This is a genomic window from Thermohalobacter berrensis (assembly GCF_003609645.1).
Classification (GTDB): Bacteria; Bacillota; Clostridia; order Tissierellales; family Thermohalobacteraceae; genus Thermohalobacter; species Thermohalobacter berrensis.
The window spans coordinates 42,240-66,283 of sequence record NZ_MCIB01000039.1 but is presented as its reverse complement, the minus strand read 5'-3'; the positions used below and the strand labels follow the sequence as shown (position 1 = coordinate 66,283).

Sequence of the window (24,044 nt, the reverse complement as noted above, 5' to 3'; positions counted from 1 at the left end):
GTACATAATATTAAAGTAAAAAATATAACATATAAGAAAATATAATAAAGTTTGAAATGTCAGAAAATAATGTATATTTTACACAATATTGAAAAAAGATGGAATTGTGATATAATTTATTCTAGATTGTTTGTTAATTTTTTATTAGAAGGGGGAAATTTATTTATGTTTAATGCAAAAAAGGATTAATTTTTGTAATGGTTTTAGTTTTATCTATGGTCTCTGTATTAACAGGCTGCTCTAGTACAGAGCCAAGTGGTACAGATTCCCAAAAAACAGCTAATGAAAAGGGATATGCTCATCCTGAAAGCATTGTTACAGCTCAAGAATTAAAGGAAATGATAGATAATGATGAGGTTGTAGCTGTTGACTTTAGAGATGCAAAATTACCTGGCGGCTACATACCAGGAGCAGTAAAGATTGCTAGAAAGGATATAGCTACAGAAAAGAATGGAGTTCCTGGAATGATAGCTGATAAGGAACAAATAGAAAAAGTATTAGGTAATGCAGGTATAAAAAATGATGATACTGTAGTTATTTATGATGACAAAAATGAACTTTGGGCAGCACGTTTATGGTGGGTAATGAAGGTTTATGGACATGAAGATGTAAGACTGTTAGATGGTGGATTAGATGCATGGAAAGCAGCAGGATATGATACTGAAGCATCAGCTAAAGAAGCAGAAGCTGCTGAATATAAAGCAAAAGAGGCTAACAAAGATTTAATCGCAGACTTAGAATTAATTAAGAAGAGCTATGATAATGAAAACTTACTTGTATTAGATACTCGTTCAGAAAAAGAATGGAATGATGGACATATACCAGGAGCTGCATGGATTGAGTGGACTAATGCATTAAAAGAAGACGGAACATTCAAGAGTGCAGAAGAATTAAAGAACATTTATGAGGGAAAGGGAGTTACTGCTGACAAAGAGGCAATTATGCCACACTGTAAGAGTGCAGTAAGATCAGCTCATACTTTCTTCGTATTAACTCAATTATTAGGATATGACAATGTTAAAAATTATGATGGTTCATGGTTAGAGTATTCAAAATCAGGTGAAAAAATAGTAAAATAATAGTAAAATAATATGGGAATCTGCCATTAGGCAGATTCTTTTTTTAAAAACTGAAAAACCGGGACGGTTCTGATTTGCATAACTTAAAAAATTTGTCGAATCCAAAAAAGTTATTTTTAAATCAAATATGAAAGGGGATATTTATGGGAAAGGAAAAATTACTTTTAATTGGTGCAAATGGATTTATAAGTTCTAGGATAAATAAAGAGTATAAAACTAAATTTGATATCTATCCACTTACTCGCAAAGAATTAGACATAACTAATTTTAAAAAGGCGGAGGAAATAATAAAAGAAATTAAACCTGATATTATAGTACATAGTGCTGCAATATCTTCAACAAATGCCTGTGAAAATAATATTGAATTAGCTTATAAAGTGAATGTTGAAGCATCGGTCAATATTGCTAAAATAGCCAATGAAACAGGGGCAAAGGTTCTGTTTTTTAGTAGTGAACAAGTATTTAATGGAAATACTAATGAAGGTCCCTATAGTGAGGAAGATAAAGCTCTACCTAATACAGTATATGGAGAAACCAAATTAAAAGCTGAAGAATTAATGGTAAAAGAGTTAAATGAATTGTGGATATTAAGATTAAGTTGGATGTTTGGATTACCAGAAAGAATGACTTCTAATAATCCAAATCTTTTTTGGAAGGTTATAAATGCATTAATTTTAGATAAGCCAATTAGCGTTGCTGCAAATGAATATAGAGGTATAACATATGTATATGATTTGATAAATAATCTAGAAAGAATTTTCAATTTGCCATATGGGATATATCACTTTGGGTCAACTAATGAGAAAAGTACATATGAAACAGCAGTTTTTATGTTGAAGGAGATGGGTATTTCAGATAAAAGAATAGAAAAAATAATTATTAAAGATGAAGAAAAATATAAAGATAAAATTAGAGATTTAAGATTATCCTATAACAAAATTAAATCATTTGGTATTAATATTAATACATCCCAAGATAGCATAAAAAGGGCAATGAGAGAATTTAACTTTAAAATATAGGAAAGGTTCTGATTTGCATAACTTAAATAATTTGTCCCATAGAGAGCAGCCAAAAAAGGCTGCTTTTTTTAATCAAATTCTAATCTTTCATTAAGAATGTTTTAATCCTTGAAGTCTATAATATAACTATAGTAAAAAATAAATTTTCCGGGGGGATAAAAATGTCAATTAATTTAGAGCAAATTGATTTAATAAGAGAAAGGGCAAAGGTTAGCTATAATGAGGCCAAAGAGGCATTAGAAAAATGTAATAATGATGTGGTAGAGGCACTTGTTTATCTAGAAAACAAAAACAAGATTAAGGATAAGAAGGAAGATAGAAAGAAATTTTTTAACAAGGTCAAAAAAGTTATAGATAAAGGTAACAAAATGAAATTTACAATTAAGAAAGAAGGAAAAAATATAATAAAGCTACCACTTACTATAGCCATTTTAATTACAATTTTTGCAACACCATTTGTAATCGCAGGTCTTATAATCGCTCTATTAACAAAACATAGTATAAGTTTTGAAAAGGAAAGCGGTAAAGTAATAGAAGTAAATAAAATATTTGATAATATGTCATCTTCTACAAATGATGAACAAAATAAAACAGAATAATGATAGTATAAATAAAACCTACATATTAATATGTAGGTTTTATTTAATATGTTTTTTATAACACATAGGAAATTATAAACAAATAAAAATTGTGGATAAAATATAATTTGCGTTATGTGTTTCAAAAAAGTCAACCTTTAGAATCTTTTATTAAAATTGAAGACTTTTTTATTCACTTAATTATAAGTTATAATTTAATAAAGAGTGCCTTAAAAGGGGGATTATTTGATGCCACCAAAAATACTTTTAGTTGAAGATGAGGAGAAAATAGCTAGATTTTTAGAATTAGAGCTTCAATATGAAGGATATTTAGTTGAAAAGGCCCATGATGGTAGAGAGGGCTTAAAAAAAGCCTTAGAAGATAATATAGATTTGATTATATTAGATGTAATGTTACCAGGATTAAATGGTATGGAGGTTTGTAGACGGATTCGCCAATCCTCGGAAGTTCCTATAATAATGCTTACTGCCAAAGATTCAACTATGGATAAGGTAATGGGTTTAGATATAGGGGCAGATGATTATGTTACTAAACCATTTGCAATCGAAGAATTATTAGCACGTATAAGGGTAGCACTAAAAAGGAAAAGAGGTAAAATTAATGAAAATTCCAAGGTTTTATCAATAGAAGATTTAAAATTAGATTTAGAAAAACACCTTGTAACCTATAAGGATGAACCAATAAATTTGACTAAAAGGGAATTTGACTTATTAAAATATCTCTTAAAAAATAAAAATATTGTGTTATCAAGGGATAAAATCTTAGAGGAAGTATGGGGATATGAGTATGCCGGTGACACCAATTTAGTAGATGTATACATACGCTATTTAAGGAGTAAGATTGACCAAAAATATAATAAAAAGTTTATACATACTGTTCGAGGGGTGGGTTACCAAATAAAAGATGAATAAATTAGGATCTTTTTTTATGATTATAAGAAAACTAGGGGGATTAGTGATATTTATTACAAAACTATTATGGAAAGTTATATGGCTTTTTATTAAAAACATAAACAATATATTTGGCTTTGTAAAAAGTATCCTAGGGAATATAATCGAAAGAATAAAAAGATTATTTCGATTTTCTATTTCATTTAAAATAACAGTAGTGTATGCTTTTATATTTACACTTTTATTATTAGTCTCTAGTATGGGTATTTTAATTGGATTTAAATTTTTTCTAATAAAACAAGCTGAATTTGACCTTAATGAAGATATTGAAGTTGTAAGTAATAATATAATTGATAATTCAAGTATTCCTAAGAATGAAATAGAGAATATAGCCAAACGTAGGAATATAGTAATTAATATTTTAGATGATGATAATGAGTTGATTTACTCTAATAAAGGTTTTGAGGATAATCTTTTACAGTTTAATAATAATTCCCTGTCTAATGATATACTTAATAAAGAAAATTTGTCCTTAAGAGAAGAAATTATTTTAAATAATAAGACTTTACATGTTGAGATAATAAAGGACTTATCTAGGGAGAATTTATATATATCAGTACTATTTATAGCATTATTAATCACAAACAGCATTGCTGTTATTGTAACCCTTTTAACAGGTTCAAAGGTTAGTAAAAGGATGCTTAGACCAGTTGAGGTTATGACAAAAACTGTAAAGGATATTACAGTACAAAACTTAGATACTCGCCTTGATGTAAAGGGGTCTAAGGACGAATTAAAGGAATTAGCACAAACATTTAATGAAATGATTGATAGAATACAGAGTTCCTATGAAAAACAAAAACAGTTTGTTTCCGATGCATCCCATGAGCTTAGAACACCAATATCAGTTATACAGGGATATGCTAATTTATTAGATAGATGGGGTAAAGATGATAAAGAAGTATTAGAGGAATCAATACAGGCAATTAAAGGTGAGTCGGAAAATATGAAAGACCTAGTAGAAAAACTTTTATTTTTAGCTAGAAATGATAATAATTTACTAAAGCTTGAAAAAGAGAAATTTTGGATTAATGAATTAATAGATGAAATTGTAAAGGAAACCAAACTAATTGATACTAAACATGAAATAATAAGTAATATAAATGAAAAGACTTCCATTAGTGGAGATAGGAAATTAATTAAACAGGCATTAAGGATATTTGTAGATAATAGTGTTAAATATACCCCTGAAAATGGGGAAATAGAGATATCCTGTTCAAGGAAGAAGAAAAATATAGAAATTACAATAAGGGATACAGGTATTGGAATACCTAAAGAAGATTTACCTTATATTTTTGATAGATTTTATAGGTCAGATAAATCTAGAACTAAGAAAAGTGGTGGAAATGGATTAGGACTATCTATTGCTAAATTAATAATAGATAAGCATAGAGGAGTAGTAGATGTAAAGAGTAAAGTTAAAGTTGGAACTAAAGTAACTATATATTTACCAATTGCATGAAAAACAGTTCTCAGTTTTTGGTTCTCAGTTGTTAGATTTAGGGTAATGCTTGGACGTCTGTTACTTAATCAATGAGGTCTAGCTTATGAGGACCGTTACTATACCTAAGAAGCAAGTTGCAGATGTCCGTTACTTGTAAAAACAGTTTTTGGTGGTTAGGGGATAGTGATTGGTTTTTAGTAATGCTATAAAGATAATTAATTGGAAAATAATTGTATTAAATCCTTTGTATTTAATAATTTTATATTTTTTGTATTACCCTAACCACTAACCACCATCCACTAATAACTACTATTATTTTACCACTAAATACTACCTACTAACTTTCTTCAATTTTAAATTTCTTAATTTAACATTGACAATTTAAAATTTAACATAAAAAAACCCCTGTTTTAAACAGGGGTTTTTTTATTATTCAGCTGGAATCCAGCTATTTACTAAGTCTTCGTTTTGTTTCATCCATTCTCTTGCAACATCAACAGGCTCTTTATCTTGATTATCTGCTATCATACCCATTAGGCTACCAAGTTGTTGATCATTCATCTTAAAGTTCTTAAAGAATTGAGCAACCTCTGGCATATCTTCTTCTAAGTCTTTTCTTGCTATTGTATGGATGTTTTCTGCTTCACCATAAGTTTTCTTTGGATCTTCTAAGAATTTTAAGTCCCAACGAGCAAATTTCCAGTGTGGCTTCCAACCTGTTACAACAATCCATTCATTGTTATCTACAGCATCAGCTAAAGCAGCTGTCATAACAGGTCCACTACCTTCAACTAATTCAAAGTCTAAGCCATATTCTTCGATAGCTTTTTCAGATGCTTGCATTATTCCAGCACCAGATCCGATTCCTACAATTTTTCCATCAAATTTATCTTTTACTGAATTCATTTCTTCAATACTGTTTATATCAACGTATTCAGGTACAACTAGACCTATACGAGCACCTTCAAAGTTATATCCTAAGTCAGCTAAATCATCACCAAATTGCTCCATATAGCTTTGATGTGTTACAGGTAACCAACCATCTAAGAAAGCGTCATAGTCACCTTCAGCTAATGACGTGAAGATAAGTCCTGGTTCAGCCATAGTTACTTCAACATCATATCCCATTTTATCTTCTAGTATTGCCTGTGCTAAATTTGTCATAGCAATACCTTCTGCCCAGTTAACAACTCCTAATTTTACAGTTCCTTTTGCTTCATCAGCACCTTGTTGCCCATCCCCTTTTTCATTTGTTTGAGTACAACCAACAAGAGCAAATGTTGCAATTAAAGCAAATACAAGAAATAACGATACAAATCTTTTCACCTTATCAAACCTCCTGATAATTTTAATTTATTTATTTATTTAGAATTCCCAAAAGCTTGGGTAATTCTATCTAAAACCATTGCTAATATAACAACTGAAACACCACTTTCAAAACCTAATCCAATTCTATACTGTTGGATACCTTTAAGAACTTGGTTTCCAAGACCTCCAGCACCGATCATTGCTGATATAACAACCATTGATAGTGCTAACATTATAGTTTGGTTTATACCAGCTAATATTGTTGGTAATGCTAAAGGTAATTGAACCTTAAAGAGTAATTGGTTAGATGTTGAACCGAAAGATTTAGCAGCTTCAACTACTTCCGTTGGAACCTGTCTAATTGCTAAGTTAGTTAATCTAACAACTGGTGGCATTGAGAAAATAATTGTTGCAACAGAACCTGGTACCTTACCTAGTCCAAAGAATAAAACTGCTGGTATTAAGTATACAAAAGCTGGCATTGTCTGCATGAAATCTAGTATAGGCCTTAATATTTTATCAACAAGTTTACTCTTTGCTGCTAGTATACCTAAAGGAATACCAAATATTAATGCTACTAAGGCTGAAATTAATACTAATGCTAAAGTTTTCATTGTATCATCCCATAGTTCCATACTGTCAATTAATAGCAGTCCTACAAAAGTAAATGCTGCTACACCTCTGCCAGCAGATTTCCATGCAATAAGAGTTATTGCTATAATTAATACTATACTTGGTAATAATAGAAGTAAATCCTCTGTACCAACAATTCCTGATTCAAGAACATTTTTTACTATATCAAAGAATCCTTCAAAGTTGTCTTTAAGCCATTTTATGAAAACTTCAAACCATTGTCCTATATTTAAGGTAAGCACTCTAGTTTCCCTCCCCTACAATTCCGCTGATTAGTGATACTCTAACTATTATTCCTAATAATCTATTATCTTCATTAATAACAGCTATAGGATAATCTGCTTCAGCAGACATTGGCATTATGTCTACAATTGGAGTATCAGGTGATACAGTTGGAATTTCTTTTATTATTTCTTCTATGTTTTCATTATCTTTCTTTGCTAATTCAACTGCATCATCTATTGTTACTATTCCTTTTAATTTTTTTTCAGCATCAGTTACAAGTATGCTGTTTATACCTGCTTTTTTCATTTTTCTAATAACTACCCTTGGACCATTTTTAGGAGAAGCAAGTTCGATAGGCTTTTGCATAATAGATTCGGCTGTTATAACTTTAGACCTGTCCACATCTTGAACGAATTCCCTTACATAATCATTGGCTGGATTAGTTAATATTTCTTCAGGTGTGCCAATTTGTACAATTTCTCCATCTTTCATTACTGCAATTCTATCTCCAAGCTTTAATGCTTCATCAAGGTCGTGAGTAATAAAAACAATAGTTTTATGCATTTTTGATTGAAGTTCTAAAAGTTCATCTTGCATTTCTTTTCTAATTAACGGGTCTAACGCACTAAATGCTTCGTCCATTAAAAGTATATCTGGATCATTAGCTAGTGCCCTTGCTAAACCGACTCTTTGCTGCATACCACCACTTAACTGGTCTGGCATACTCTCTTCATATCCTTTTAATCCAACTAGTTTTAATGCTTCATAAGCCTTCCTTCTACGTTCATTTTCATCTATCCCTTGAACTTCTAGTCCATACTCAACATTTTTAGCAACAGTTCGATGGGGAAATAGTCCGAAATTCTGGAAAACCATTGATATTTTTTTTCTTCTTATTTCTCTTAGTTTTTCTTTGCTTGCTGTAACTACGTCTTCACCATCTATTAATATTTGACCCTTTGTAGGCTTTATAAGTCTGTTTATACATCTGATTAATGTTGATTTTCCACTTCCTGAAAGGCCCATTACAACGAAGAATTCACCTTTTTTTACTTTAAAGCTTGCATCGTTTACTCCTACAGTATTTCCTGTCTTTTCAAGTATTTCTTCTTTGCTTAAGTTCTTTTCTAAAAGTGGAAAGACTTTTTTTGGATTACTTCCAAAGATTTTAAAGACATTTTTCACTTCAATTTTAGTCATTTTTTACCTCCTTTATATAGTGCTATAAAAGATAAAATCTATTTAAAAAGATTTATTTTCAATACAGAAAATTACAAAAATTCCAAATACACACATTAATTAATAATAACAAACATTTGTTTCTATGTCAAATTTATGTTAACCAAAAACAATAAAAAAATATATTAATTGACTTTCTACTTTTCAAAAAATAAAAAAAGACTTCCTAGAGTAAATAGAAGAATAGGAAGTCTTCCGTTAAATATTATACACTACTTTGCAGGAAAATGCAAAAATGGACCTAAAAGGTCGAAATTTATGTAGTTTAGAATGTAGTTTTTAGGTTATTTAACCCTGCTAATTTAGCGGCTTTAACAGCTTCCCTATATTCATCCATTGTGATTCTTCTATTCAATTTATTGAATTTGTATGCTTTATGTGTAGGATAATATTGTGACATTATATTTATATAGACATCTGGGGACAATTCTTCTTTAATAAATTTGATTATGTTATAAGTTCCAGCTAAATTTTCAGGTAAAACTAAATGTCTAATAATTAAACCTCTATATGCAATACCACTTTTTGTTTTAAGATTACCAACTTGCCTATACATTTCCTTTAGAGCATTTTTGGCTATTTTATAATAGTTTTTTACTCCAAGGTATTTTTGAGCAAGTTTATCATTAGAAAACTTTATGTCAGGCATATATATATCAATAATTCCATCTAGAAGTTTAAGTGTATCAGTCAAATCGTATCCATTAGTATTGTAAACTATAGGAATGTTAAGTCCATTTTTTGCAGCTATAAAAATAGCTTCAACTATTTGGGGAACTATATGTCCAGGAGAAACAAGGTTTATATTGTGACATTTCTTATCCTGTAAATGAAGCATCATATTAGCTAATCTATAGCTGTCAATCTCAGTCCCTTCCCCACAATAGCTTATTTGGTAGTTTTGGCAAAAAACACATCTAAGATTACAATGGGAAAAAAATATAGTCCCTGAACCATAGTTACCTACAAGCTCTTCTTCTTCACCAAAATGGGGTTCGGCTCCAGATACAATAACATTGTCTAAGGTTTTACAATATCCCCTCTCACCATTTAACCTATTAACTTCACATTGATGTGGACATAAAACGCAATTTTTTAACATTTCTTTTAGTTTATTAACTCTTTCTTCTAATTCTCCACTATTTAATAAGTTTAAATAACTAGGTTTATACATACCAATCATCCCTTATTAAAAGTGTTCCACTATTATTTATTTACCTTATAAGGAGTTAAAATTCAAAAAAATAAATAAAACAGTTACTATTCAATAAAAACGAATAAATAATCTAATAATTGTAAAACTAAAATATAGGAATATTAAATTAGGGAGGTTTTAGATTGACTGTAGATTCTAAAATAAAACAGACTTTAAGTAATTTAAAAGGTATAAAAAGTACTTTAAGAATTTATTCAGCACAAACACAGGATGAAGAAGCTAAACCTGTATATGATGAAGCATTAGAGGCAGTAGAAGAGACTATTATAGATTTAGAAAATAGAATGAAAACTCTAGAGTTTGAAGAACCACAATATAAGGGTTATTAAGGAGGTAAAGAAATGCCAGCTTGGGCGAATATATTATTAAGATCTTTAGGATTATTCTTTGTAACTTTAATTTTTGTAAGAATTATTGGGAAAAGAAATCCAGCTAAAATTACACCATTTAAATTTATTAACTATGTAGTAATTGGAATTTTGGTCTCATTAATGGCTGTAAATATTATTACTAATTTAGTATTTGGATTTATTGCTTTAGCTGTTTGGAGTTTACTACCTATAGCAATAGATTATTTATCTATGAAGAGTAAATGGATTCATGAATGGGTTAATGGAAAAGAAACAATATTAATTAAGAATGGAAAGGTAATGGAAGAAAATCTAGGTCAAGCAAGATTAACAGGAGAAGACCTATTAAGGGAGTTAAGATCTAAAAACATATTTAATATAGCTGATGTTGAATTTGCAATTTTAGAACCAACAGGTGATATTAATGTACTCTTAAAATCAGACAAAAAACCTGTAACAGCACATGATTTAGGGAAACAGGTTTCTCCTCAATCTGAACCACAGACTGTCATACTTGATGGAAATATACTAAACGAACCATTGTCTAATATGGGCCTTAATCAAAATTGGCTAAAAACAAAGCTAGAGAGTATGGGAGTATCCTTAGATAATGTATTTATTGGGCAGGTAGATTCATCAGGAGATTTATATGTAGATCTTTTTGATGATTCAATACAACTTCCACAGCCTAAAGTAAAGGAATTACTTTATGCAAATATAGAAAAATGCCAAGCTGATTTAGAAAGCTTTGCAATTGATACTAAGGATGAAAAGGCTAAAGAAATGTATTCTAAAAATGCTAATAAGCTTAAAAAAGTAATGAAAAAAATAGAACCATATTTATTACGCTAGGAGGAGAGAATATGTCAAGTAAAAAAAAGAAAAAACTAACTCCTACTCAACAAAAATATCAAGAATATGCAAAAAAGAGAGATCCAAAACGACCGGTTTTATCAAACTGTATTAGGGCATTTGTAGTTGGAGGAACTATATGTACAATAGGCCAAGGTTTACAGATGATATTTATAAAATATTTTAATTTTACAGAGGATACAGCTGGAGACCCTACTGTAGCAGTACTTATTATGATATCAGTATTACTTACAGGTTTAGGAGTTTATGACCATATTGGACAATGGGCTGGTGCTGGAACAGCAATACCAGTTACAGGATTTGCAAATACTGTAGCCTCCGCTGCAATAGAACATAGAAGTGAAGGATATGTATTAGGAGTAGGTGGGAATATGTTTAAGCTATCAGGTTCGGTAATTGCCTATGGAGTTTTTTCTGCTTTTATTGTTGCTATTGTAAAAATTGCTATTCAATGGTTAGGTGGGATGTAGATGCTTAAGGGTCACAGAACTTGGGTTTTTGAATCTAAACCAGTGTTACTAGCTTCTTCAGCAATAGGTGGCCCCTTTGAAGCCCAAGGGCCATTAGCTGATGACTTTGACATACTCCATAAAGATACATGGCTAGGACAGGATAGTTTTGAAAAGGCAGAGAAAAAATTATTAGAACAAGCCTGTGAAATAGCAATTGAAAAAGCTGGCTTAAAAAAAGAAGATATTCAGTTTTTCTTGAGTGGAGATTTAATGAACCAAATTATCTCAAGTAGCTTTACTGCCCGTACATTAGGTTCAGCTTTTCTTGGTATTTATGGTGCATGTTCAAGCTCTATGGAAGGCTTAGCCTTAGCTGCATTAATAGTTAATAGTAAATCAGCTAAATATGCATTGGCCGGTACATCAAGCCATAATGCAGCTGCAGAAAAACAATATAGATATCCTACAGAATATGGAGGTCAAAAGCCTCCTACTGCCCAATGGACTGTAACAGGTGCAGGTGCAGCATTGTTAGGTCAAGAGGGTGAAGGGCCTAGGATTACATCTGCAACTATAGGTAGGGTAGTAGATATGGGACTTTCTGACCCATTCAATATGGGAGGAGCTATGGCTCCTGCTGCAGTAGATACTATCGAGGCGCATTTTAGAGATTTAGGGATTGATCCATCATATTATGATATTATTGCAACAGGTGATTTAGGGAGGGTAGGTCATAGAATTGCTACTGATTTATTAACTGATCATGGATTAAAAATTCCTCCAGAAATATTTACTGATTGTGGAATTTTAATATATGGTAAAGATCAGCCTGTTATGGCAGGGGCAAGTGGATGTGCATGTTCTGCTACTGTAACATATGGACATTTTATAAACAGAATGAAAAAAGGCGAAATAAAAAGGATATTAATTGTTGCAACAGGGGCTTTACTTTCACCATTATCATATCAACAAAAAGAAAGTATTCCATGTATTGCCCATGCGGTATCTATAGAAATGTAAGAGAGGTGTTTTTTTATATGGAAAAATTTATTTGGGCTTTTATTGTTGGAGGAGCTATATGTGTAATTGGGCAGATTATGATGGATGTGTTTAAACTTACTCCTGCCCATACAACAAGTACATTAGTGGTTGTTGGTGCAATTTTAGGAGGATTAGGATTATATGAACCTTTAATTAAATTTGCAGGTGCAGGAGCATCTGTTCCTATAAGTAGCTTTGGCAATTCATTGGTAAAAGGTGCATTAATGGAGGCTAAAAAAAGTGGAATAGTTGGAGTACTTACAGGAATTTTTGAAGTAACAAGTGCAGGAGTTTCCGCAGCTATAATATTTGGTTTTTTAGCAGCATTAATATTTAGGCCAAAGGGTTAGAAAGCAGTTAAAGACTGCTTTTTTATATTAGTTCTTTTTTATGGAGAATATATAACACAATAAAACCAACTATTATAAACACAAAAGTAAATATTCCTTCATAAAGTAAATTCATATCTATCACCTCACATATTTAGTTATCTAAGTATAGTATTTGTTGATAAAAGAATAATATAAAACAAGGGTGATACTAAGTGAAAATTTTAATAGAAATTATAATTCAGACATTCTTAGCCTTTTTTACAATACTTTTTATTACAAGACTTTTGGGAAGACAGCAAATTTCTCAGTTAACACTTTATGAGTATGTAAATGGTATTACATTTGGGTCAATAGCTGCCACATTAGCAACAGATACTGAAGCCCATACATACCAACACTTTATTGGCCTTGTATTATTTGGAGTGCTTACAGCAAGCATTTCTTATATTTCTTTAAAAAATAGAGGATTTAGAAAGTTAGTTCAGGGTGAACCTGTTTTAGTTATTGAAAATGGTAAAATCCTTGAAAATAATCTTAAAAGAACAAGATATAGTATAGATGAATTAAATGAGCTATTAAGGCAAAAGGATTGTTTTTCACCATTAGAGGTTGATTATGCATTATTAGAGGCAAATGGAGATTTAAGTGTAATAAAAAGAAATGATAAAAGGAATGTAACAGTAGGTGATTTAAGCCTAGTATCTAAGCCTGAAGATATACCAACAGAGCTTATAATTGGTGGACAAATAATATACGAAAATTTAAGGGAGAGAAACTTAAATGGTAAAGATTTAATAGAGAAGCTTAAAGCATTTGGAGTAAAAAAGGTTGATGAAGTGATGTATGCAACAATAGACCAAAATGGGAATATGTATGTTGATAAATATAAGGATAATATAAAAAATCAAATTGATATTAGTGAAAATAATAAAAATGTTTAAAAAATCATTACTAAAAAATGAAATTATTTAAAAATATTAATAGGGATAATAATAGGTAAAAGGCAAAAAATATAAATGTAATACCCAATAAACCATAAAATGCTTTTGACCATGGAAGGAGAGATTAGCTTGGGTACAAAGAAAAAATTAGATCAAGCTTTAGCAAGTGCTAAAGGGTTAGCAGCAGACTTAAAAACATTTTCAATGGATACAAATGATCAGCAAGCAAAACAGATGTTTAATCAGTTATCAACATCTGCTGAAAATATAGCTCAAACACTTCAAAATAGAGTTAATTATGTACAGCAGGAGGAACCAGAGTATAGACAGCAAAGCTAGTAACTAATTTACAGCTGACAATTTTTAATGAACAATTAGAAAAGCAATTTTAAAATGTAAAATGAAATACTTGTTAGAAGGTAGTGGTTAGTTGTTAGCAATGTAGGGAATGAATATATGGGTTTTAAGAACAGTTGTTATTAACCTTGTATTCGACAAAGTTTTTAAGTTATGCAAAACAGAACCGTCCCTATTTTTCAATTTTAATGCTGATGGATTTTTAATCCATCAGCATTTTTGATTTAATATAGTAACAAAACCTGCTAAAGATGATCCGATAATATTAAAAATCATATCCAGATTAGTATCGATTAATCCTTTTTGTTTATTAGTATTTAGAAGTGTATCTAAAATAAATTCTATTATTTCAAATATAGACCCAGAAGCAGTTCCTAAGGCCAATATTAAAATGAATATAAAAGACTTAGATTTAACAGTAAATTGGGTAGTATTTACGACTATAGAATAGAACAAAAGAGCAAAAGAAAAACTACCAAAGGTATGTAATGCATTATCAAACCAATGAGTTTTATCATATAAACCTAAATTATGACCTAATAAACTATGTATTATAAAAGTTAAAACTAATAATAATTTTATATAATCTTTTGTTTTTAAACTGTATTTTTTATCTAAAAAAGTAAAAGTTAAATATCCAAAGTAAGTAACTAAAACATCAAATAAATATGTATATTCTTTTTTAACAATAAAGCTAACAATATTTATAGCCTGAATTATAGTCAGTAGAATTATTAGATAGATAGAAAATTTGTCTCTTTTCATAGTAACTCCTTTTAGGGTTTATTATCTAGTTCAATATTTTTTACTATTAAGTCTATAAATATTCAAGATGGGGTTAGGACTGAATAATTAAATTATTAGCGATGATAGTTATAATAATTCAATAACTGGTTTAACTTTTGTGTTAGAAAGAAAAATAAAAATACAGTATAATAAATACAATGAATTTAATGGAAGGAGATGTATATAAATGAAAAAATTTATTTCAATATCAATGATTTTAATACTATTAATAACTGCAATGCCTATTTACTCATATGCTACTGATGGAAATGGACTAAATCTTTCAGAAACCCTAAAAAAACTAGTAACAAGAACTACTGAACATTTTAAAGAACTCGTAAAGAGATTTTCAGATATGGGAAATCACTGGGCTGATGCCACAGTAGGTAAGTTAGTAGAGTTAGGTATATTAGACGGTTATGGTGATGGAACATTTAGACCAGATAACACAATTACTAGAGCTGAATTTGCAAAGGTAGTAAGAACATCATTAAAGTTAGATTTGAAAGAAGGAAACAATTTTAATGATACTAAAAATCACTGGGCTAAAGATGAAATATATACATTGGTACAAGAAAATATTATTGTTCCAAGTGAATATGGACAAAACTATGAGCCAGATAAAAATATTACTAGAGTAGAAATGGCGAAAATGATAGTTAGAGCAGTAGGACTTGATGAAAAGGCTAAAGAATTAGTAGGACAAAAGACAAAATTCAATGATGATAATACTATCAAATCAGAAGATAAAGGGTACATAATTATTGCTAGTGAAAATGGAATTATAAATGGCTATCCAGATAATACATTTAAGCCAAATGGTGAAGCTACAAGAGCAGAGGCAAGTCAAATGATAGTAAATATGTTTGATGCTTTAGATAAGGGAATAGAAATTGATGAAGATAATGATGTTTATAAAGAGCTAAAGGAAGATAAAGAAATAACAGATACAGTTAATGAATATATGGAAGATGGTGAATTAGATAAATCGGAACAACTTGCTTTATGGAGAAAAGCAAAAGATTCAAGGGCACAACTACTAGCAAAATATTCACCTACTGATGATGATACAGCCTTTCCAGAGCCAAAGTTTAGAATTTATCATGATTATGACAAAGTAAGTAATACTGTATTTTTTTTATTTTTAGAAAACGCTAGAGAATATAATGAAAAATTCACTTTTAAAACAGAAGTTATAAACAAAGATTTAGATTGTTTGAATTACTTTGAAGGTGTTATAAATAGACAAGGGGATAGGAGGATTTTCAGAACAGATAGAAAGGTGCCTTGGAATGAAGTAAAAAAGTCTGGATTATTGTGGAGGTTAGATTCAAGATATTATGGAACATTCGAAGAGCGTGATAAAATAAAATTGAAAAATGGAATGGAGATAAAACTTAAAACTACAATAACAAATACCCACACTAATGAGAGTAAAGTGTATTACAACAAAGCAACAATAAAAACATTATAAGAACTTTTAAAGGGGAGGTAGCCTACTACCTCTCCTTTTTAAAGAAGGAAGGAATAGAAGGGACGGTTCTTGTGTGTCACTTTGAGTTACCTTTGTGTTATCACTTACAATTTTTAGTATATTATTATATGTTAGGAATATAATAAAACTGGAATAATTATGAGGTGTTTTAGTTTGAAAAAAAAGAAAACAATCTATTCAATACAAGAAATCATAATATTTTTTGTGATAATCTTAGGAATACCTATTTATGCTCATTTTACTAAGTCATTTAAAAACTATACGCCCCTCATTGCGACCATGGCAGCTTTTTTTAGTCGGTTTTTGTTCTTTTTACATCGTAGAATAACAAAAAAATAAAAGTTTTGTCTAATACATTAATAATATCTTATAGATTCACACAAAGAGACAGTCCCCTTCTGTCTTGTAGTAGATTTGGTTTCTGGACGTTGTTATCTTGTTGAAGAATTGGCTAAAAAAACGGACAATTTTATTGTGGCTACTGATTTTAGTCCCCGTGTATTAAGGCACAGTAGACTGGATTTAAAACAATTAGGTTTATACGATAAAATTAGCCTAATTTCCTTTGATGCTAGAATTACGCCTTTTAAAGATGGAGCAGTTAATATACTAACCTCAAATCTAGGGTTATCTAATATTGAAAAGCCTAAAAATTTATTAAAAGAATTAAGACGTATAGTAAGCGGAAGATTAATGTCAGTGATTCATTTTTATCCTGAGGTGGATAATGAAAATACTAATATTATTTACAAGTGAGGTGTTGAAACATTTGCATTTAAAAATATTGCAATAAATAGTTTTAGTGAAGCTAATTGGAAAGTAGAACTAGTAAATAAATGTATAGGTTTAGCAAAACCAACACCAATAGGAAAAATAATAAAGGAAGCTAAGATAGATGGCTTACCTGTAGAAGAAACAGAGCTTGAATGGGCTGTGTTAATTGCGGAGTAGATAAAAACTTAATTCTTTAACTATTTTTTTAATTCAATTATTCAAGCCTGACTCTTAACTATTAAAGAAAAACATGACACAACAGAACCGTCCCTTTGTGATTAACTATTAAAGAAAAACATGACACAACAGAACCGTCCCTTTGTGCACTTATGACACAACAGAACCGTCCCTTTGTGCACTGTACCCTTAACTATACCTTTAACTATACTCCTTTTTTTTATATAATAGATTTGAATATAAAAGAAAGGAGTATATAAATGGATTACTTACAGGGACTTAACGACAAGCAAAGAGAAGCAGTATTAACAACAGAAGGTCCTTTACTTGTACTTGCAGGAGCAGGTTCCGGAAAAACGAGGGTTTTAACACATAGAATTGCATATCTTGTTGATGAAAAAGGAGTACTTCCAGAGAATGTACTTGCCATAACCTTTACCAATAAAGCAGCAAATGAAATGAAGGAAAGAATAGGGAAATTAATAAAGAGTAAATTAGATGATATGTGGGTAGGAACTTTCCACTCAATATGTGTAAGGATTTTAAGAAGGCATATAGATAAACTAGGCTATGATAGAAGCTTTGTTATATTTGATACAGCTGACCAAAAGACATTAATAAAAGATATAATTAAAGAACTTGATTTAAACAAAGATTACTATGAACCTAAATCTATGTTAAACTTCATTAGTTCACAAAAAGATAAGCTTATTAATCCAGATACATATATAAAAGAAAATTATGGAGATTTTAGGGAAAGACAAAAAGGAGAAATATATAGTCTTTATCAGAAAAAGCTAAAGGAGAATAATGCATTAGACTTTGATGATTTAATAAATAAAACTATAGAACTGTTTAGGACAAACCCTGACATATTAGAATTTTATCAAAAGAGATTTAGATATATATTAGTAGACGAGTACCAAGATACTAATAGGGCACAATATGAACTAGTAAGATTACTATCTAAAATCCATATGAATATATGTGTTGTTGGTGATGATGACCAGTCAATTTATAAGTTCAGGGGAGCAGATATAAGAAATATTCTAGATTTTGAAAAAGATTTTCCAGATACAAAGGTAGTAAAGCTAGAACAAAATTATCGTTCTACTAAAACAATTTTAGACGCTGCAAATCATGTAATTAAAAATAACTATGGTAGAAAAAATAAAAAGTTATGGACTGCAAACCATACTGGAAAGCCGATAAAAATATATAAAGGCTATAATGAGCATGATGAAGCTGCTTTTATTTCTAAACAGATAATAGATACTAAAGAAAGTGACGGATTAAGCTATTTAGATTTTGCAATTCTCTATAGAACAAATGCCCAATCACGTGTACTTGAGGAAGCACTTATAAAAGCAAATATACCTTATAAGATTGTTGGTGGAACAAAGTTCTATGATAGAAAAGAAATAAAGGATATAATAGCATATTTAAGGCTTATACAAAATCCCCTTGATAATGTAAGTTTAAAAAGAATAATTAATGTACCAAAAAGGGGAATAGGTAAAAAGACCATAGAAAAGATAGAAAACTATAGCCAACAAAAGGGAGAAAGTATGTATTCTTCCATATTAGATGTAGAAGAAATACCAGGATTATCTAAAAGGGCTATTAATAATATAAAGAAGTTTACTTCTTTAATAAATAAGTTTATAGCAATGAAAGAGGTATTAGGAGTAAAGCAATTAATTGAAAATGTTATTGAATCTTCAGGATATTTAGAATCACTTAAAAAGCAAAATACTGTTGAAACTGAAACTAGAATAGAGAATATACAAGAATTTATTTCTGTTGCAATGGATTTTGAAGAAACTAGTGAAGAAAATACTCTAGAAGAATTCCTTGCTAGTATTTCGTTACTTTCAGATGTAGATAATATGGAAGAAGATAGTGATTCAGTAACTCTAATGACTTTACACAGTGCTAAGGGGCTAGAGTTTCCAGTTGTGTTCTTAGCAGGAATGGAGGAAGGTATATTCCCGATTTCAAGAGCATTAGAGAATGATATAGAATTAGAAGAGGAAAGAAGATTGTGTTATGTGGGAATAACAAGGGCAGAAAATGACCTTTATATGACACATGCATCTGTTAGGACATTATATGGTCGTACAAGTAGTAATATTCCTTCAAGATTTTTAAAAGAGATACCAAATACTTTAATAGAAAATTGTAATGAAGAGGATACTAGTTGTAAAGAAACTGCTATATCTAAAGAAAGTAACAAGTATTTTAGAGGAAGTTCTAAAATAGCAGTAAAGCCTAAAGATAAGGATACTAATGTAACAGTGGGAATGAAGGTTAAACATAAAACATGGGGTGTAGGAACAATAGTACAAGTAAAAGGAAAAGGTGACAAAACAGAGATTACAGTAGCCTTCGATACAATAGGTATTAAAAAGCTTATGTTATCATATGCACCAATTGAGATAATATGATTTAGCAATTGAGAATCAAAATCAGTTAGTAGTTAGTAGCTTGTAGTTAGTAGAAAAATTTAATGAAACGTGAACCGGGTTCCCCTTTCGATTTTGGGAAAATATGGATGGTAAAATGGTAAAAGGGTGAGGAAAATGGATAAAAGAAGTAGAATAGAGGAGCTTATAAATATTCTAAATGACTTAAACTATCATTATTATGTATTAGACAATCCTAAAGTAAGTGATAAGGAATATGATAGTTTATATGATGAGCTTGTTCAATTAGAAAAAGAAACAGGAATTATCCTTCCACATTCACCAACACAAAGAGTAGGTGGAGAAATATTAGATAAATTTGAAAAGCATAGACATTTAGGGAAGTTATGGAGTCTTGATAAATGTAAAAGTATAGAAGAGTTAAAAAATTGGGATGCAAGGGTAAGAAGACTTATTAATCAATATAATAATGAGCATGATTATAAATTACCAGAACCAACATATGTTATGGAATACAAGTTTGATGGTTTAACAATCAATCTTACTTACAGAGATGGTAATCTAATTCAAGGTGCTACTAGAGGAAATGGAGAAATAGGAGAGGCCATATTGCCACAAATTAAAACTATAAGATCTATACCATTAAAAATAGATTATAATGGGACAATTGAGATACAGGGAGAAGGTTTAATGCCCCTATCTGAGTTAGAAAGATATAATAAAAGTGCTGATGAACCATTAAAAAATGCAAGGAATGCAGCAGCTGGTGCCTTAAGAAACTTAGACCCAAAGGTTACTGCAGAGAGAAATCTTATAGCATATTTCTATAATGTAGGATATATTGAGGGAATGTCCTTTAATACCCATATGGAAATGATAAATTTCCTTAAAGAAAATAGGCTTCCTGTTTATGACTATATAAGGGAATTTGATAATCTAGATGACCTTATTAAAGAAATAGAAAGACTAGATGAAGAAAGACATAATCTTGATGTACTTACAGATGGATTAGTAATTAAAATAAATGATATGAGGACAAGGGAAATTTTAGGCTATACACAGAAATTCCCACGTTGGGCAATAGCATATAAGTTTGAAGCACAGGAGGTAACCACAAAATTAATTAGAGTTGAGTGGAATGTAGGAAGAACAGGAAAGGTTACTCCTACTGCTGTACTTGAACCTGTAGAGATAGGTGGTGCAACTATAAGAAGGGCAACACTTAATAACTGGGATGATATACAGAGAAAAAAGGTTAAAGTAGGTTGTAGGGTTTGGCTAAGGAGGTCAAATGATGTTATACCTGAGATAATGGGTACAGTAGAAGATAGCTGTGATGATGCTGAAGAAATAGAAAAACCTAAACATTGTCCAGCCTGTGGCAGTGAGCTTGTTAAAGATGGAGTTCATATATTTTGTCCTAATTCACTATCATGTAAACCTCAGTTAGTTTCAAGACTTGTACATTTTGCTAGTAGAGATGCCATGAATATTGAAGGCTTTAGTGAAAAAACTGCAGAACAGCTATATGAAGAATTAGGACTTACAGATATTCCTGAGCTATATAATATAAAGTTTGAAGACTTAATTAAATTAGAAAGGTTTGGAAAGAAAAAGGCTGAAAATTTATTAAATGCTATAGAAAAGAGTAAAGAGTGTACATTATCCTCATTTATATATGCCCTAGGAATACCTAATGTAGGAAAGAAAACGGCAACAGATTTAGCTGATAAATTTAAATCGTTAGATAGTCTTATGAAAGCAAAATATGAAGAACTTATTACAATGAGAGACATAGGGGATACAGTTGCTAATAGTATAATTGAATTTTTCCATGATGAGAGAATTGTAAAAAGTGTAAATGAGCTTTTAAAGGCAGGAGTAAATCCTATATATGAACAACAGGAGATTGAAGAAGAAACCATATTTACAGATAAGACAGTAGTAATAACAGGAACGATAGAAGGTATAAGCAGAAAAGAAGCTAAAGAAATAGTAAAGAAAATGGGTGGAAAGGTAACAAGTAGTGTTAGTAAGAAAACTGACTATGTAGTAGTAGGAGAAAAACCAGGTTCTAAATATGATAAAGCAAAGGAACTTGGAATTGAAATTATTGATGGAGAAAAGTTCCTTAATATAATTAACAATTAGCAATTTACAATTGACAATTAATTGAAAATTAAAAGTATAAAGATAAAGAAAGGAGGCTATCTCCTTTCTTTTATCTTTATTTAATAAAAAGACGGTTTACTTTTACATTTATATAATATGTGGTTTTGGACAAAGGGTTACTGATTTAGTTTACAGAGAGATTGTATTGTTGTATCATATTCTGTAAGGGATAAATTGAATGTTTATCCAATTAATTTTAGGTAACAATAATAAAAGCAGTAGATGGATATATTTAAGCAAGTTTTTTTATTTGCAAAAATGATCTAGGTATACTTTAGCATACTAAAGAAACTAAAAAGGAGGATTAAAGAATGGATATTTCTAAGGAAGATGTAAAACATGTTGCAAAACTAGCTAGATTGGAGTTTAGTCAAGAGGAAATAGAAGATTTTACTCAAAAATTTGCTTCAGTTATAGAGTATGTGGAAAAGCTTAAAGAGGTTGATGTTGAAGGGATAGAGCCTACATATCATGTACATCCAATAAAAAATGTAATGAGAGAGGACAAAGTAGGAAAATCAATGGATAGGGATAAAGTTTTATCTAATGCACCAGATAAAGAAACGGGCTTTTTTAAGATACCAAATGTATTAGACTAAGATAACATAAAAATAATTTTTACATTTTTAGAAGGGGTGAAAAAGATGGATTTAAATAACTTTACTATACATGAACTAAGGGACAAATTAAGAAAAAAAGAAATTTCTTCAGAGGAATTAGTAAATAGGTACTTTAAAAGAATAGAAAAAGTTGAAGGAAAGGTTGAAAGTTACATAACTTTAACTAAGGAGGAGGCATTAAAAAAGGCTAAAGAGGTTGATGAAAAACTAGCAAAAGGCGAAGAGCTTGGAGACTTAGCAGGGATACCTGTTGCTGTAAAGGATAATATAGTTACTGAAGGCGTAAAGACAACTTGTGGTTCTAAAATGTTAGAAAATTTTGTTCCACCATATGATGCAACGGTTACAAAAAAATTAAAGGATGAAGATGCTATAATATTAGGAAAAACAAATCTAGATGAATTTGCAATGGGTTCTTCAACTGAGAATTCAGCCTTTAAAACTACTAAAAACCCATGGGATTTAAGTAGAGTTCCGGGGGGTTCAAGTGGTGGTTCTGCTGCTGCAGTAGTTTCAGATGAAGCAGTATATGCCCTTGGCTCATCAACAGGAGGTTCTATAAGACAACCTGCAGCTTTTTGTGGAATAGTTGGACTAAAGCCAACATATGGGTTAGTATCTAGATATGGATTAGTTGCATTTGCATCATCATTAGACCAAATTGGTCCAATGACAAAGGATGTAGAAGACTGTGCTATAGTGTTAAATAATATAGCAGGATATGATAAAATGGATTCTACTTCAGTAAATAGAGAGAAAGTAGATTATACTAAGGCTTTAAAAGAAGGAGTAAAAGGATTAAAGATAGCACTTCCAAAGGAGTATTTTGATGATAGGATAGATTCAAGAGTAAAAGATAAGATTTACGATGCTGTTAAAGTTTTAGAGGGATTAGGTGCAGAAGTTAGTGAAGTTTCACTTCCTCATTCAGAATATGCCCTTAGTACATATTATATAATTGCCCCAGCAGAGGCAAGCTCTAACTTAGCTAGATTTGATGGTGTAAGATACGGGTATAGAACAGAAAATTATAATTCTATTGATGAATTATTTATTAAGACTAGAAGTGAAGGATTTGGTGAAGAAGTTAAAAGGAGAATTATGGTAGGAACATACTGCTTAAGTTCAGGATACTATGATGCATATTATAAGAGGGCTCAAAAGGTTAGAACGTTAATTAAGAAAGACTTTGAAGATGTATTTAAAAAATATGATGTAATAATTTCTCCAACAACACCAACATTACCTTTCAAGATTGGAGAAAAGAAAGAAGATCCAATATCAATGTATCTATCTGATATATTAACAGTATCTATAAACCTTGCTGGAGTACCTGCACTTTCAATGCCATGTGGATATATTGATGGGTTACCAGTAGGTATGCAAATTATCGGTAAGGCTTTTGACGAAAGTACTATATTAAAAACAGCATATGCATATGAGCAAAATAGCAATTATGAAAAGAAAACGCCAGAAATAAAGTAGTTGATAATATATGGATTTAATATTTAAAAGTAATTGAAAATTGCTAATGA

23 protein-coding genes are annotated in these 24,044 nt (G+C 30.3%); 18 read left to right on the top strand and 5 right to left on the bottom strand.

Features of this window, described 5'->3' with window-relative positions:
• The first annotated feature begins 197 nt into the window (after positions 1–197).
• The 5 genes from BET03_RS12735 to BET03_RS12715 all read left to right on the top strand — a co-directional run bounded on the left by BET03_RS12735 (position 198) and on the right by BET03_RS12715 (position 5,110).
• Positions 198–1,079: a sulfurtransferase gene (locus BET03_RS12735; protein ID WP_120170678.1), complete on the top strand. Its 882-nt coding sequence runs from the start codon at positions 198–200 to the stop codon at positions 1,077–1,079.
• A 143-nt stretch (positions 1,080–1,222) separates the two neighbouring features.
• Positions 1,223–2,098 (top strand): SDR family oxidoreductase, encoded by an 876-nt coding sequence (locus tag BET03_RS12730; RefSeq protein ID WP_120170677.1) that lies wholly within the window; start codon positions 1,223–1,225, stop codon positions 2,096–2,098.
• A gap of 161 nt (positions 2,099–2,259) precedes the next feature.
• Entirely contained in the window at positions 2,260–2,697 is a 438-nt protein-coding gene (locus BET03_RS12725) for a DUF4342 domain-containing protein (RefSeq protein WP_120170676.1), read from the top strand.
• A gap of 225 nt (positions 2,698–2,922) precedes the next feature.
• Entirely contained in the window at positions 2,923–3,609 is a 687-nt protein-coding gene (locus tag BET03_RS12720) for a response regulator (protein WP_479725449.1), read from the top strand.
• The gene (locus tag BET03_RS12715) at positions 3,602–5,110 is read left to right on the top strand and encodes a sensor histidine kinase (RefSeq protein ID WP_243096948.1); all 1,509 of its coding nucleotides are present in this window, start codon (positions 3,602–3,604) and stop codon (positions 5,108–5,110) included. Before BET03_RS12720 ends, BET03_RS12715 begins: the two co-directional genes overlap by 8 nt.
• Positions 5,111–5,521: 411 nt before the next feature.
• On the opposite strand, the gene BET03_RS12710 is transcribed toward BET03_RS12715, so the two are convergent.
• The 4 genes from BET03_RS12710 to BET03_RS12695 form a co-directional block, all read right to left on the bottom strand.
• Positions 5,522–6,418 carry a glycine betaine ABC transporter substrate-binding protein gene (locus BET03_RS12710; protein ID WP_243096947.1) on the bottom strand — a complete coding sequence of 299 codons (897 nt, stop codon included), beginning with the start codon at positions 6,416–6,418 and terminating at the stop codon, positions 5,522–5,524.
• A gap of 35 nt (positions 6,419–6,453) precedes the next feature.
• Positions 6,454–7,275, bottom strand: a complete 822-nt coding sequence (locus BET03_RS12705; protein WP_120170673.1) for an ABC transporter permease — start codon at positions 7,273–7,275, stop codon at positions 6,454–6,456.
• A 1-nt stretch (position 7,276) separates the two neighbouring features.
• On the bottom strand, positions 7,277–8,458 hold the full coding sequence (locus BET03_RS12700; protein WP_120170672.1) for a quaternary amine ABC transporter ATP-binding protein: 1,182 nt from the start codon (positions 8,456–8,458) through the stop codon (positions 7,277–7,279).
• Positions 8,459–8,762: 304 nt separating this feature from the next.
• On the bottom strand, positions 8,763–9,671 hold the full coding sequence (locus BET03_RS12695; RefSeq protein ID WP_120170671.1) for a radical SAM protein: 909 nt from the start codon (positions 9,669–9,671) through the stop codon (positions 8,763–8,765).
• A 164-nt stretch (positions 9,672–9,835) separates the two neighbouring features.
• On the opposite strand from BET03_RS12695, the gene BET03_RS12690 reads away from it, so the two are divergent.
• From BET03_RS12690 to BET03_RS12660, 7 genes are all read left to right on the top strand, one after another.
• Positions 9,836–10,042 carry a DUF1657 domain-containing protein gene (locus BET03_RS12690; protein ID WP_120170670.1) on the top strand — a complete coding sequence of 69 codons (207 nt, stop codon included), beginning with the start codon at positions 9,836–9,838 and terminating at the stop codon, positions 10,040–10,042.
• Between the two features lie 12 nt (positions 10,043–10,054).
• Complete coding sequence (locus BET03_RS12685; RefSeq protein WP_120170669.1) at positions 10,055–10,915, top strand: DUF421 domain-containing protein; 861 nt, start codon at positions 10,055–10,057, stop codon at positions 10,913–10,915.
• An 11-nt stretch (positions 10,916–10,926) separates the two neighbouring features.
• A complete protein-coding gene (spoVAC, locus tag BET03_RS12680; protein WP_120170668.1) occupies positions 10,927–11,406 on the top strand; it encodes a stage V sporulation protein AC in 480 nt (159 codons plus the stop codon).
• Entirely contained in the window at positions 11,407–12,408 is a 1,002-nt protein-coding gene (gene spoVAD / locus BET03_RS12675; protein WP_120170667.1) for a stage V sporulation protein AD, read from the top strand.
• Positions 12,409–12,425: 17 nt separating this feature from the next.
• Positions 12,426–12,779: a stage V sporulation protein AE gene (spoVAE, locus tag BET03_RS12670; RefSeq protein ID WP_120170666.1), complete on the top strand. Its 354-nt coding sequence runs from the start codon at positions 12,426–12,428 to the stop codon at positions 12,777–12,779.
• Between the two features lie 194 nt (positions 12,780–12,973).
• A complete protein-coding gene (locus BET03_RS12665; protein WP_120170665.1) occupies positions 12,974–13,702 on the top strand; it encodes a YetF domain-containing protein in 729 nt (242 codons plus the stop codon).
• A gap of 129 nt (positions 13,703–13,831) precedes the next feature.
• Entirely contained in the window at positions 13,832–14,041 is a 210-nt protein-coding gene (locus tag BET03_RS12660) for a DUF1657 domain-containing protein (RefSeq protein WP_120170664.1), read from the top strand.
• Positions 14,042–14,269: 228 nt separating this feature from the next.
• Here the strand turns inward: BET03_RS12660 and BET03_RS12655 are convergent, their stop codons facing one another.
• A complete protein-coding gene (locus tag BET03_RS12655; protein ID WP_120170663.1) occupies positions 14,270–14,824 on the bottom strand; it encodes a DUF2238 domain-containing protein in 555 nt (184 codons plus the stop codon).
• Positions 14,825–15,032: 208 nt separating this feature from the next.
• Between BET03_RS12655 and BET03_RS12650 the strand changes: the two genes are divergently transcribed.
• The 6 genes from BET03_RS12650 to gatA all read left to right on the top strand — a co-directional run bounded on the left by BET03_RS12650 (position 15,033) and on the right by gatA (position 23,994).
• Positions 15,033–16,319: an S-layer homology domain-containing protein gene (locus BET03_RS12650; protein ID WP_120170662.1), complete on the top strand. Its 1,287-nt coding sequence runs from the start codon at positions 15,033–15,035 to the stop codon at positions 16,317–16,319.
• 435 nt (positions 16,320–16,754) lie between these two features.
• The gene (locus tag BET03_RS12645) at positions 16,755–17,096 is read left to right on the top strand and encodes a class I SAM-dependent methyltransferase (protein WP_183108860.1); all 342 of its coding nucleotides are present in this window, start codon (positions 16,755–16,757) and stop codon (positions 17,094–17,096) included.
• A 455-nt stretch (positions 17,097–17,551) separates the two neighbouring features.
• A complete protein-coding gene (pcrA, locus tag BET03_RS12640) occupies positions 17,552–19,738 on the top strand; it encodes a DNA helicase PcrA (RefSeq protein ID WP_120170660.1) in 2,187 nt (728 codons plus the stop codon).
• A gap of 135 nt (positions 19,739–19,873) precedes the next feature.
• Positions 19,874–21,868 carry an NAD-dependent DNA ligase LigA gene (gene ligA / locus BET03_RS12635; RefSeq protein ID WP_120170659.1) on the top strand — a complete coding sequence of 665 codons (1,995 nt, stop codon included), beginning with the start codon at positions 19,874–19,876 and terminating at the stop codon, positions 21,866–21,868.
• Between the two features lie 332 nt (positions 21,869–22,200).
• Positions 22,201–22,488 carry an Asp-tRNA(Asn)/Glu-tRNA(Gln) amidotransferase subunit GatC gene (gene gatC / locus BET03_RS12630; RefSeq protein ID WP_120170658.1) on the top strand — a complete coding sequence of 96 codons (288 nt, stop codon included), beginning with the start codon at positions 22,201–22,203 and terminating at the stop codon, positions 22,486–22,488.
• A gap of 45 nt (positions 22,489–22,533) precedes the next feature.
• Positions 22,534–23,994 (top strand): Asp-tRNA(Asn)/Glu-tRNA(Gln) amidotransferase subunit GatA, encoded by a 1,461-nt coding sequence (gatA, locus tag BET03_RS12625; RefSeq protein WP_120170657.1) that lies wholly within the window; start codon positions 22,534–22,536, stop codon positions 23,992–23,994.
• The last annotated feature ends 50 nt before the right edge of the window (positions 23,995–24,044 follow it).